This is a genomic window from Mesorhizobium sp. Root552, assembly GCF_001427285.1.
GTDB lineage: Bacteria > Pseudomonadota > Alphaproteobacteria > Rhizobiales > Rhizobiaceae > Mesorhizobium.
In genome coordinates, this window is sequence record NZ_LMFV01000033.1 from 1 (window position 1) to 12,173 (window position 12,173).

Sequence of the window (12,173 nt, forward strand, 5' to 3'; positions counted from 1 at the left end):
GTCGCCGAAAGCTCTGTCGTCATCTATCCGTCCTCTCAAAAGAGAGGGGGTCAGTTCTTCCTTTCGTCCGGGGGGCAATTTCTCATTTCGCCTGACAACACCATAGGCACGATGAGCGTCGGGGCGCGGAGCGTCTTCAATGCCGCATATGAACCGCTGTTGTTCGAAGTCGACACCATTCCCTTTCCCGCTGTCGGGCGTGAGCAGAAGACGCTCGACTGTTTCGAGCAGCTTACGCGCGCAGGTGGTGTGGCGGCGCTGATCATCGAGCCGCTGGTGCTAGGCGCTAGTGGCATGCTGATGTATCCGGTCACAGTGCTTGCCGAGCTCAAGCGTATCGCTGAAAGTACGGGAACGCTATTTATTGCCGACGAAGTGATGACTGGCTGGGGGCGCACCGGTTCCATGTTCGCCTGCGACCAGGCCTGCATCGCACCAGACATTTTGTGTACCTCCAAGGGGCTGACCGGCGGTTCGGTACCGCTAGCGGCGACGCTCGCCACCGATGCAATTTTCCACGCGCATTTCTCGCAAGATCGCACCAAAACCTTCTTCCATTCGAGCTCCTATATGGCCAATCCAATCGCGTGTGCAGCCGCGCTCGCCAATGTCGGCATCTGGCGTGACGAGCCGGTTACAGAACGGATTTCAGCACTGTCGCGGGTGCAGGCCCAGAAAATTGAGAGGTTCAACAACGATCCGCGCTTTGAGAATGTGCGAACGACCGGCACCATCGCCGCTCTTGATCTTAGTGTCGATAAGGCAGGATATCTTGCGGCAGTCGGTCCGAAGTTGCGTGCATTCTTCTTCGAACGTGGCCTGCTGATAAGGCCGCTCGGCAACGTCATTTATGTGCTCCCACCCTATTGTATACTGCCGGAGGAACTCGACCGACTATACAACGCAGTCGACGAAGCCGCTGAATTCATTGGAGACGCATTATGAGCCGCACAGCGCGCATCCTTGGCCTTGGCCATCACGTGCCGGCCCGAAAGGTCGACAATGCCGAAATCGAGGAGAGTCTCGGGCTTGAGGCCGGCTGGATCGCAGGTCGAACAGGTATCCTTTCGCGCTATTGGGCAGAACCCAGCGATACCTTGTCTGAATTAGCCGCAAGCGCCGGCGACATCGCGCTGAAAGCGGCCAGCATTGAGCGCCGACAAGTCGGCCTGCTCCTGCTCGCCACCTCGACACCGGACCATTTATTGCCGCCAAGCGCTCCGCTAGTGGCGCACCGGCTCGGCCTCGCCAATGCCGGCAGCGTCGACCTTGCCGGTGCCTGCTCCGGTTTCATCTATGCACTGACCTTTGCGGACGGTTTCGTGCGGTTGTACAACAAGCCGGCTGTTGTCATCGCTGCCAATATATTGAGCCGCCGGATAAACCCCGCTGAACGGGCGAGCGCTGTACTGTTCGCTGATGCTGCTGGGGCGGTAGTGCTTGTCCCCTCAGACGATCCCGGCCATGGTATTCTCGGGGCGGCTGTTGGTGCGGATGGTACAGGCTACGATCTCATCCAAATTCCAGCCGGCGGCAGTGCCCGTCCTTTCTCCGGCGAACTCGACATCTCAGACACCCGCATGACCATCGCTGATGGCCGCGCGGTATTCACCAGAGCAGTGGAGATGATGAGTTCTTGCTCGGCGAAAGCCCTTATCCGCGCTGGCTTTGGAGCCGCAGACATTGACCGGTTCGTGCCGCATCAGGCAAACATCCGCATTTTCAATGTGGTTGGCAAGACGCTCGGTATCGAAGACAAGCGCATCGTAAAAACCATCGCCGACTATGGCAACTCGTCGGCCGCGACGATCCCCTTGTCGTTGTCGGTCGCGCATAGCGCAGCTCCCTTTCAGCCAGGTGAGAAACTCCTGCTGGCGGCGGCGGGTGCAGGCCTGACAGGTGGGGCACTGGTAGTCGGCGTTTAAAAGCGCCGTTCCGCTAAATTGGTGCCGGTGCCATCTCCAGGGTCGAGCCTTTCGGCCAATCAGCCCGCCTCCCAGAAATCTCAAAATTGACCGTCATCTCGAGGGCTTCTTGTGCATTGCCATCCTTGCTCAGCCGATCAAGAACTTCAAAGCCTTGACGTCGAACATGGCAGAGATCCGCTTCAGCGCATACGATGATTATCCTGCGTCCAAACTACGCAAGAATATTGTGGTCTACACCGTCGATGGATTAAAAACTTGCAGTATATCGTCGACGAGCACAGAGTTGAAGATCATGCTGCCCGAAATCCACCGTAGAGAAGTATCGTCTGAAGTCACAACACCGTAGCCCCGAGCGTGCAGACCCCACACGTGTCCGGCAATGTCTATTAGTCTGATGAGGTTATCCTTCCTCGGATGGCGCTAAGTTCGACAGAAAATGAAGCCAATCGACATGACATCATCTCAAGGTCCCATCCCTTTTGTGGGTATCCGGTTTCGGTCAAACCCAATTGCCGTTGCGCGAGATCAAAGTAGCATCGACTGTGTTTAGTCTCAGATGGCTCTTTGCTTTACAGTCCAATTGGTCTCCTGCGGATCATTAAGTGCTCCCGAACCATCTCCAGCTGCCGCTCGATGAGGCTTTTTGATGCCTATGTTCAAACCTGGACTATTTCTTCCGCTCTGTGACAGGCCACCTTGCCGTTGTTTAGCGGTCGAATAGCAGCTTTCATCGAACGACAGACATCGTCGGCCCAAGCGCAACGATGGCTCAGCGAGCAGCCGTCCTTAGCGATGAGATCATTCGCCACCTTTAACTCAAATTGGGAGCGCTCATGATCCCTCAGCGAGAGGAGAAGCGCTCGGCTATACGGGTGCTGTGGTTTCTCATAGAAGGTCACAGATGGCGCGATTTCAACTATTTCGCCGGCATACATCACTGCAATTCGGTTCGAGACATACCGAGTTGCAGCCATGTCATGGGAGATGAATAACGCAGAGAAACGCTGTGCCGCTTGTAACTTTTTTATTAAGTTTAGCACATGGGTCTGCACGGACACATCTAACGCACTGACCGCCTCGTCCAGAACGATAAAGCTCGGTTGCGTGATCAAGGCACGTGCGATTGCCACCCGCTGACGTTGACCTCCCGATAGCTCATGCGGAAATCGAGAGGCAAAGCTCCGGTCGAGCCCGACCCGTTCCAGCATTTCGACAACCCGCCTTTTTCGCTCCGTACGTGATTCTATTCCGATTATATCGAGTGGCTCGGAAACCGAGGTTCCGACAAGCAGACGCGGATTGAGCGCCCACTCCGGCTGCTGCAGGACAATTGATCGCTCTGCTCGCACCAGACCTCGGCGATCGGATAATGATTTTCCTTCGAACCGAACGTCGCCTCCGGATGGTTTGACCAATCCCATACATAGACGTCCAAGCGTCGTCTTTCCGGACCCTGACTCGCCAACCAATCCTAGGATCTCGTTCTCCTCAATTGACAAACAAACACCTTTTACAGCATGAATTCTCTGTCGTGCCCAAAATGCCCCGCCGGAAAAGACGACGTCAACGCCGTCCAGTTCTACAACTGGCGTATTCATCAAGCGATCCTTCCGTGGGTGGCTGCGGTGGACGGCTCGGCCCTCAAGACCTCTTCTGCACGATGGCAGGCGACCAAGCGGTTCTCGATGGGGCGAAGGGCCGGTCGAACCGTCCGGCACGTCTCTTGCGCAAATTTGCAACGTGGTTCAAAGACACAGCCATGTGCAGAACTCTGGAGTACTGGTGGAACGCCAGGAATTGCCTCGAGCCAATCGCCTGGCCTTTCGCTCCCAGGCGCCGCTTCGAGTAGCGCCTTTGTGTACGGATGGCCTGGACGACCAAATACTGACACGTTCGAGCCGGCCTCAATAAGACGACCACCATACATCACAGCAATTGTGTCACAATATTTAGCAACGAGGCCAAGTTCGTGGCTGAGTAAAATGATCGCAACGCCGGTCTCTTCGCGAACTGAAAGGAGCAGTCTTAGGATTTGCTCACGCACAGACGCATCGAGCGATGCTGTCGGCTCGTCGGCAATCAGTAACGAAGGTTGCCTCGAGATGGCCATTGCGACAACGACCCGCTGTGCCATACCTCCGGACAGCTGGTGCGGATAGCTTCTTGCTACTCGTTTGACGTCTGGCAGGCCAACTCTTCGAAGCAACTCATAAATTGAATCATCCGAAGCGGGTCCATTCAAAACAAGACGTATCTGTCTGCCAACGCGCATTGTCGGATCCAAGGTGCTCATCGGGTTCTGAAAAACGAAACCGAGTGAGGTTTGGCGAAGGAGCCGAATCTGCTCGTCTCCGATGTCAAAAATGGACTTACCGTTGACGAACAGGTCCCCAGAGGTTCGGAGGCTATTGGAGGGCAATAGCCGACCAATAGCCATTCCAAGTGTACTTTTCCCCGATCCGCTCTCGCCGACAATTCCCAATATCTGTGACGAATAGACAGTCAGATCTACGCCGTCGAGTGCATAGACGATGCCCCGCGCCGTTTCATAGCTGATACGGAGGTCTTGAACCTGGACAAGTTCGCTCATTGCAACGCTCGGGTTCGAAGTGGGTCAATAGCGTCTCTCAGGCCGTCACCCAACAAATTGATCGACAGGATTGCGAGCGTAAGTAAAAAACCCGATGAAAACACCATCCAAGGAGCGACTGTCAAATAGAGAACTCCTTGTCTCAATAGGGATCCGAGAGAAGCCTGTGGTGGTTGAACGCCAATTCCAAGAAAACTCAGTACGCCTTCGATCAGCATTCCGATGGAGATCGCATAGGTTAGCTGGATGATAGTTGCGCCCATGATGTTGGGTAATAAGTGAACGAACAGGACCCGCGTCGTTGAGGCGCCTGCTACCTCCGCTGCCGTTACGAATCCTCTCTTTGCAATGGCTAAGGTGACCGATCGGACCAAGCGGATGAACATTGGAAGGGTGGCGGAGGCAATTACCGCAAGCACCGAAAGTGTCCCAGGACCTAGGATGGCAGTGACAAGAAGACCCGTCAGAATAATGGGGAAGGCAAAGAAGATGTCTGCTATCCGGACAATTATCCCATCGAAAATCCCCCCTTTGTAGGCTGCCAACATGCCTGTGATGCCACCGATAATTGCCGTTACCATGACAGCAGTCGTAGCCAGCAGGAAGGTCGCAGAGATCCCCTGAATCGCTCGGGGCAAATAAGATCGCCCAAGCTCATCGGTGCCGAGCGGAAACTCAAACGATGGCGGCGCAAGGCGGGGACCTGCCCCAATTCCTTCCGGGTCGCCTAATGGCAAGTAGGGTCCGACCAAGCTGAGAAGAAGCAAGCTCACAAGAACCAAAGCTGCCGCACCAGACAATCGGTCGTTTCTTGCGAAACTAACAAACCTACAGACCGCACTCGTTAGCCGTCTTCTCATGACGCTCTCTGTTGTGCACTGATTCGTGGATCGAGCAATGTATAGATGGTGTCGGCGACCATGTTGATGGCGATGAAGACGGCTGCGGCCACGAGAACGCTGGCTTGGACGATCGCATAGTCACGATTCATCAAGCCGTTATAGGTATAGAGGCCAACGCCCGGGACCGAGAACAAGACCTCGACGATAATGGCGCCCCCGAGGAGATATCCCAGATATGTTGCAGTAACCGTAATGATCGGGATAGCAGCGTTTCGAAGCACATGATAACGAACGATCCTTGACGGTCGCTCGCCGCACGCAACCGCAAATGCTATATATCCCTCTATCATAACAGATTTTACAGCATCGCGTGCCGTTCTCAAAATGAGAGCGATCCCGAAGACTGCCAGTGTAACAGCTGGCAAAACCATGGCTCTCAGGTTCGTCCATGGGTCTTCGAAGAACGGAACGTACCCGCCGATAGTAGGTCCCAACGACCAAACCGTAAAGACGAACAGGAACAGGCTTCCCAGAACGAAGTCCGGGATGCTGGCGCCGAGTGCTCCTAAGAGCCGGCCCAAACTACGTTGCCAAGGGCGGCCATTGGTCAATCCTGAGATGACCCCCAGCGGCAACCCAACAGAAAGCGCCATAACCAGAGACATCAATGCGAGTTGGATCGTGGCCGGCGCGCGTCTGATCAACTCTTGGGTCACTGATGTCTGGGTGACCATAGATATCCCGAAGTCGCCGTGTACTGCCGCAACAAGCCAGTGGCCATACTGCTCGATAATCGAGCGGTCGAGTGCGAACTTCGCAATGATAACAGCACGAGACTCTGGCGTCGCTAATGGGCCAAGCACGACCTGTTCGAACCCCCCCGGAACCATCCTCACTGCCGCAAAGATGACAATTGAGACTCCGAACATCGTTGCCAAAGCTACAAAGAATCTTCCAATTACGTATTGAATGATTTGCATTTCGACTCCCAAGAACTCGCTTTCTAGACGAGCAGCTGGCCATCTTCGCCACTGTCAGGCGTCAAGTGGTGCAACGAATGGGGTCGGTGCTCTTAAATGGCACCGCCCCAGCCTGCCTGTTGTTGAGATCACAAAGCTAGATTAGACCTCTCTAGTCTAGACGAGAGAATTCCGTTATGTATTTCAGCGTGTTGAAATTCCCCTCAATAGCGCTGAATCTTGCGTTAATTTTATCTTTTCGATAGCCGATATAGTCGGGCTTACTAATAAGGGGAAGGATATTGGCTTGATCGTAGATGATCTGGCAAGCTTTTTCGATAGCGCGATCACGTTCCGGCCCGTCTGAAAGTTGCCGAACCTCATTTACCGTATTATTGTACTCTGCGTTCGGCTTCATAAACCCAGCACTCCAGCCTACCCACTCTGGATTCCAGTTTGAGAGTATCTGAGTTGGATCTGAATATCCAGCGAGCCAAGATAGTGCTAGGTCAAAGTCCGTCTTCGCACTGAACACGCGCTGATACCAATCGGCTACCGGAATTTGCTGAACCTCGGCCTCAATCCCGACATCAGCCAAACTCGCCTTCATGACTTGCGCGATAAGCGGAAATGTTACCAAAACCGATGAAGCAACGATCCCTACCTTAAGGTCTTTCGCGCCCGCTTCTTGCAGTAATTCTCTGGCCAGGGCGATCCGCTCTTCTCGGGGGGTAACATAGTCCTGATGATCCCGGCAAACTGGCTTACCGAATGCCTGAGGCACCACATAATCAACGGCAGACTCTCCGCCGAACACGGCATTCACTATACGCTGACGATCAAGGGCAAGAGCCATGGCGCGCCGTACCCGGATATCCTTGAATGGTGAATTATCTTGCAGGGCACTGACGTCGAGACGGAAATAGTTGGTCGTCTTCTGAACAATGGGCTCTACGTTGACGATACCCTTCAGCAGCGTAGCTGAATCCGGATTCTCGAAATTTGCAACATCTACACTTCCGTCACGCAGAGCCGCTAGGCGTGCCGTATCATCCTGAATGATTCGAACAAGCAACTTATCGACGATGGGATATCCTTGGCGCCAGTAGTGGGGATTACGTACCAAAGTCCAGGATTCGTCCTGACGATGCTCGGCCACCATGAACGGCCCAGAACCCAACATCTCTTTTGTCGGATCGAAAGTTCCGTTCTCAAGTTCCTCCATCGGATAGATTGCGGTCATGCTGACAGACAAAACGGATAGAACCGCCGTATTCGGTTGCTCAAGCTCAAGCTTCACAGTGTGGTCGTCTAGCGCAACCACCGACTTGACATCGCCAATCTGGCGGCCCGCATAGCTACCTAATTTTGGATCCACCAATCGCTTGAGGCTCCCGACAACGTCCTCGGACGTCAGAGGACGGCCGTTTGAAAATGCCGCATTTTTTCGCAACTTGAAGATATACGTCGTCGGCGTAGGCTGTTCCCATGACTCCGCAAGTCCCGGCGAAATCTTCAGGTCATCCGTTGTGGTAACCAATGTATCATAGACAAGATAGTACATCGCCCACGAAGTTCCATCAGCCGACAGATGCGCATCAGTGGAGAGGACCTCTGAGGGTTTTCCCCAAGTTATCATCCCGCCTGGATCCGCCACCGTCGGCCCCACATGCATGAATGCGGCCGCGAAAATTACAAAAATGAATCTAATATGCTTCACGAATTTMATCGACTGATCCTCCCTATCACCTGATTAAGCGATTTCTGCTGGAATTCAGATGCAAACAATTTCATGCGTATAGCCTGACGCGATTCAGGCGGCACTCCATCATAGCGCTATCGCTCCAACCATACCTGCCGGAAGTCGTGCCAGTTTTGCGCCGGAAACTTGAACCCCTTGACGTTTGGAGCGTGGACGACATTGCCAGACCCAAGGTTAAGAAGTGGCAGAATTGGCAAATCCTCCATGATTAGACGGTGAGCAATTCGGTAAAGTTCAACGCGGCGAAATTCGACTTGTTCAGTCCGGGCAAGGTCGAGCAATCGATCTACYTCGACCCTATTGTAATATCCCGTGTTAAAGCCTTTTGGCGAACTGTTACGGGAATGCAAGACTTGCTCCAGCCAAACGTCACAAGACATTCCCCAGCTCATCTCGGATGCGCCGATGCCGGGTGGGATACCGCGATGCCATTCCTCGCAATACGATACCCAGTCATCTCGAACCTCCACCTCTGACGTGATGCCGATTTGCGATAGATCAGACGCTAGCCAATCGCATATCGCCAGCGGACTAATCTCACCGCCCGCGCGAGCTACAAGCATCTTGAAGTGAAAACCGTTGGGAACGCCAGCTTCGGCGAGTAATGCCTTTGCTCTGGAAGGATCGTATGGATAGTAGTCTGGAAAATCCGGCTCGAAGGATGGTGAAGCTGGGGGAATGATCCCGACGGCTGCAGTGGTAGCTTCACCAAACAGCTGATTACTGAGTTCCGTGCGGTTGATCGCATGCGCGATGGCCCGCCTCACACGAACATCATCTAATGGACTCTCTCGCATATTGAAAGAGAAGTACCATAGATAAGGGACTGCTACCTCCTTGACCACAAAGCCGCGTTCCCGCAGCGCCGACAGACGAAAAGGATCCGGTCCATAGACAACGTCAACATCGCCTCGCTCCAATGCCGCGGCCCGCTCTGCAGCATCCGGCAACGGAACAAAGATGAGCTCGTCAAGATACGGAGGCTCACCCCAATAGTTTTCGTTGCGTTCTAGAATTACGCCAATTCCGAAGCGGGTACTGCAACGTCCTTTGAATCGGAACGGCCCAGTGCCAGGCGCTCGATCGGCGATTCCTTCATTCCCATACTTTTTTAAGGCGCTCGGGCTAACAAAGACGAAAGAGCCCGGCGCGTCTTCCTGGGTCATGTATCGGAGAAAGTCCGCGTATGGTTCGCTAAGAATAATTTGCAATGTATGACTATCCACGACTTCAACGTGACGGATGCTTTGTATTGCAAGCTGATTGTAGTCAGCAGCTACGGGCGAGTACTGTGGCGCAGCGGAATTCCACATCCTGTCAATGTTGAATTTGGCGGCCTCGGCGTCGAATGGTGTATCGTCATGGAACCGAACATTTCGCCGAAGCGAGAACGTGTAGGTAAGCCCATCCTCCGATACGTGATACTTCTCGGCAAGCGCCGGAACGAGGCGAGTGTATGGTAATCCTTCCGCCGAAAGATCATCCTCTATTAGGCTTTCGAATATCTGCTGAACAACACGCCCCGTATTCCAGCCGCCGAAGGATGCCGGCGGGTCGATGATATCGACCTCCGCGTCGAGCCCGACCTTCAGGACCCCACCACGTCTTTCAGCGCTCCCAATCATTCCTTGGTCTCCGTTGTGTTAAGCAAGCTTAAGCGCAACTGCTCGGCCCCTGCTGTGACAGGCGCTCATGGTATGGAGTTAGAACAGAATAATTCTAACTTACCGGAAGCTGCATTCCGCGAACTGCAAGCTGCTACTATCGCCATAGCGGGTATAGGAAAAGGTGCCAACCCAAGAGATCGATCTTGTTGAAAACACCCACACAAATGCATTGCGATCTCTACATGAGAGCACAGTACGGTTTAAGATCACCTGCTGAAGTAACCCTCATGCACAATGGATCTTAAGCGCATGGATGAGGTTACCTCTTATATAATATCCGTCAACATCAAAAACGAGCATTTTTTGTCGCATTGATTGAGTGACGAGCTATATTCAAGTTCTTCATGGCACACTGACGGCAGAGACGATACATCTTAGCGGTGTGGACGGATTGCTCGTAGTCCAGCGGCAGCCCTAATGGAACCAAATTGGCTTAACTGATAGCGAAGGAATTCTGGTTCATCGTAGTCTTTCAAAGGACCCACGATGAGACATAAATCCGGAATAAGGCAAGGGCCGGCAAAGCAGGTCATCAAGGACACCCGCCGAGCCCCTCAAACAATATTCAGTTCAGGGAATACCCGCTTGTGCTACCAAAGGGGATCAGCCTGACCGCTGGAAGACTTCTATTCCGCCGCCAGCATCGCGCCGGCGCTATTATGATTTACATTGTCACGACCATATACAAAGCTAATGGGTTGCCTAATCCTCGACCCCACCGACGTAGCATCCCTCCCCGCGCTCGGAAACGAGAGGAGGCGCGTCACTGTTTAAGGAGATCAAGATGCAACGTTTGGAGGTAGGCGGACGGTCTCCGCCGTCAGCTGGCAGAGACGCCGTTTTTCTTTGCGGTCCAGGTTGCGATGTAGTCCATCAGGGCCGGGGACAAGCAGTCATAAGATTCGAGGTCGAGTTCCTTCAGACGCGCTCGGATGCCGTCCATCCTGTCAGGGTTGTAGCCGCTCTCGATAATCGAGGAGACAAAAGCCGCAAAGCCCGGCGCAGCCCAGCCGCTTTCCTCGAACCGTTCCGGATGGATAAAGGAAAGCCCCTTGAACGGATGGTCCCTTTCGACTGGACCATACATGTGAACGCCGCAATCTTTGCAGGCGTGCCGTTGAATTAGTGCCGCCGGATCGACGACGGCGAGTTTGTTCTCGTTCTCGATCACTTCGATCTTGTCACTGGGCGCTACAGCAACGACCGAGAAGAGCGTACCGTTCGGCTTCCAGCATTTGGTGCAGCCACAGGCGTGATTGTGCGCAATGTCGGTTTTGACCTTGACCTTGACGGGATTGGTCACGCATTCGCAGACGAGGGTTCCTCCCGTGAACGATCCGCCGCCTTTATCTTTCCCGGAATCGATCGTGGGGTGAATTACTACGCTGGTCATATTCCGTTTCCTTCTCTCCTTGAGCCAAGCTTCTTGCTGGCGGGTTTAACTGCGGTTATCGCAAACGCTGCGCATGCGAGCAAAGGTGGTCATCCATAAATGTGGAGATGAAGTAGTATGGGTGACCGTATCCCTCCTGCATGCGTAGGGTGAGCGGAATTCCCGCCGCCCGGCATACTTCGACTAGTTCATCTGGGCGGAGACCATCGACAAGGAAGCTGTCAGAAGCGCCCTGATCCACCAGGATTTCACCAATTTTCCGGTTATCCTCGATCAGTGCGCATGCATCGTAGACTCGCCATGTATCCTGGTCTGGACCAAGGTATTTCTCGAACGCTGGCCTCGACCAGGCCGACACGCTGGGACGGCAGATCGGCGCAAAGGCCGAACAACTCTCGAAACGGCCTGGATGCTTCAGTACGATCGTGAGCACCCTCATGGCCGCCCATCGAGTGGCCGAAGATGGATTGCCGGGACATATCGGCTGGAAATTGCTTCGCGATCAGCTCCGGCAACTCCTCAGTGCTATAGGAGTACATCCGATAGTTGGTTGCGTAAGGTTCCTGCGTGGCGTCGACATAGAAACCGGCGCCCTTGCTGAACTGCCAATTATTCGGTTCGTCAGGGACAGTGTCTCCACGCGGGCTGGTATACGGGCAGACGATGATAAGTCCCAGTTCTCCGGCAAGCCAGCGATACTCACCCTTTTCTATAACATTCACATGAGTGCAGGTCAGGCCGGAGAGGTACCAGAGCATGGGTCACGAAGCCGTGCGCGCCTGTGGAGGCACAAACAAGGCGAAGGTCATTCTCATGCGTATGCTTGGGAGGAATGCGAGTAGACGCCCTGAATGCCGCCATGCGACTTATCGATAGAGACGGTTTTCATGATCTCAGTACACGACGACGGAACGGATGCTCTCGCCGGCATGCATGAGGTCGAAACCCTTGTTGATGTCCTCGAGCTTGAGGGTATGGGTGATCATCGGGTCGATCTGGATCTTGCCGTCCATATACCAGTCGACGATCTTG

Annotated in this window: 8 protein-coding genes and 3 pseudogenes; 2 read left to right on the plus strand and 9 right to left on the minus strand. The window is 53.9% G+C overall.

Annotation, left to right across the window (positions count from 1 at the left end; translation table 11 throughout):
• Nucleotides 1-96 precede the first annotated feature (96 nt).
• Nucleotides 97-945, plus strand: a pseudogene (locus ASD50_RS13455) (aminotransferase class III-fold pyridoxal phosphate-dependent enzyme); the annotation flags it as partial.
• Nucleotides 942-1,925 (plus strand): beta-ketoacyl-ACP synthase III, encoded by a 984-nt coding sequence (locus tag ASD50_RS13460; protein WP_056242096.1) that lies wholly within the window; start codon nucleotides 942-944, stop codon nucleotides 1,923-1,925. The pseudogene ASD50_RS13455 and the gene ASD50_RS13460, both read left to right, overlap by 4 nt.
• 659 nt (nucleotides 1,926-2,584) lie before the next feature.
• Here the strand turns inward: ASD50_RS13460 and ASD50_RS22545 are convergent.
• The 9 genes and pseudogenes from ASD50_RS22545 to ASD50_RS23150 form a co-directional block, all read right to left on the minus strand.
• Nucleotides 2,585-3,526, minus strand: coding sequence for an oligopeptide/dipeptide ABC transporter ATP-binding protein (locus ASD50_RS22545; protein ID WP_082549652.1), 942 nt, complete (start codon nucleotides 3,524-3,526; stop codon nucleotides 2,585-2,587).
• Nucleotides 3,526-4,518: an ABC transporter ATP-binding protein gene (locus ASD50_RS13475; protein WP_056242104.1), complete on the minus strand. Its 993-nt coding sequence runs from the start codon at nucleotides 4,516-4,518 to the stop codon at nucleotides 3,526-3,528. Before ASD50_RS13475 ends, ASD50_RS22545 begins: the two co-directional genes overlap by 1 nt.
• Complete coding sequence (locus ASD50_RS13480; protein ID WP_200952415.1) at nucleotides 4,515-5,318, minus strand: ABC transporter permease; 804 nt, start codon at nucleotides 5,316-5,318, stop codon at nucleotides 4,515-4,517. Before ASD50_RS13480 ends, ASD50_RS13475 begins: the two co-directional genes overlap by 4 nt.
• 56 nt (nucleotides 5,319-5,374) lie before the next feature.
• The gene (locus ASD50_RS13485; RefSeq protein ID WP_056242108.1) at nucleotides 5,375-6,340 is read right to left on the minus strand and encodes an ABC transporter permease; all 966 of its coding nucleotides are present in this window, start codon (nucleotides 6,338-6,340) and stop codon (nucleotides 5,375-5,377) included.
• Between the two features lie 151 nt (nucleotides 6,341-6,491).
• The gene (locus tag ASD50_RS13490; RefSeq protein WP_200952416.1) at nucleotides 6,492-7,883 is read right to left on the minus strand and encodes an ABC transporter substrate-binding protein; all 1,392 of its coding nucleotides are present in this window, start codon (nucleotides 7,881-7,883) and stop codon (nucleotides 6,492-6,494) included.
• Nucleotides 7,884-8,155: 272 nt separating this feature from the next.
• On the minus strand, nucleotides 8,156-9,706 hold the full coding sequence (locus ASD50_RS13495; RefSeq protein WP_056242112.1) for an ABC transporter substrate-binding protein: 1,551 nt from the start codon (nucleotides 9,704-9,706) through the stop codon (nucleotides 8,156-8,158).
• Between the two features lie 862 nt (nucleotides 9,707-10,568).
• Nucleotides 10,569-11,141 carry an S-(hydroxymethyl)glutathione synthase gene (gfa, locus tag ASD50_RS13500; protein ID WP_056242115.1) on the minus strand — a complete coding sequence of 191 codons (573 nt, stop codon included), beginning with the start codon at nucleotides 11,139-11,141 and terminating at the stop codon, nucleotides 10,569-10,571.
• Between the two features lie 55 nt (nucleotides 11,142-11,196).
• Nucleotides 11,197-12,030, minus strand: a pseudogene (gene fghA / locus ASD50_RS13505) (S-formylglutathione hydrolase).
• A gap of 4 nt (nucleotides 12,031-12,034) precedes the next feature.
• Nucleotides 12,035-12,173: pseudogene (locus ASD50_RS23150) on the minus strand (S-(hydroxymethyl)glutathione dehydrogenase); the annotation flags it as partial.

What these genes read in the sequence shown, in the direction of transcription:
- ASD50_RS13460 (WP_056242096.1), top strand. Translation starts at nt 942, where the DNA reads ATGAGCCGCACAGCGCGCATCCTTGGCCTTGGCCATCACGTGCCGGCC.
- ASD50_RS22545 (WP_082549652.1), bottom strand. Translation starts at nt 3,526, where the DNA reads ATGAATACGCCAGTTGTAGAACTGGACGGCGTTGACGTCGTCTTTTCC.
- ASD50_RS13475 (WP_056242104.1), bottom strand. Translation starts at nt 4,518, where the DNA reads ATGAGCGAACTTGTCCAGGTTCAAGACCTCCGTATCAGCTATGAAACG.
- ASD50_RS13485 (WP_056242108.1), bottom strand. Translation starts at nt 6,340, where the DNA reads ATGCAAATCATTCAATACGTAATTGGAAGATTCTTTGTAGCTTTGGCA.
- ASD50_RS13490 (WP_200952416.1), bottom strand. Translation starts at nt 7,883, where the DNA reads ATGTACTATCTTGTCTATGATACATTGGTTACCACAACGGATGACCTG.
- gfa (WP_056242115.1), bottom strand. Translation starts at nt 11,141, where the DNA reads ATGACCAGCGTAGTAATTCACCCCACGATCGATTCCGGGAAAGATAAA.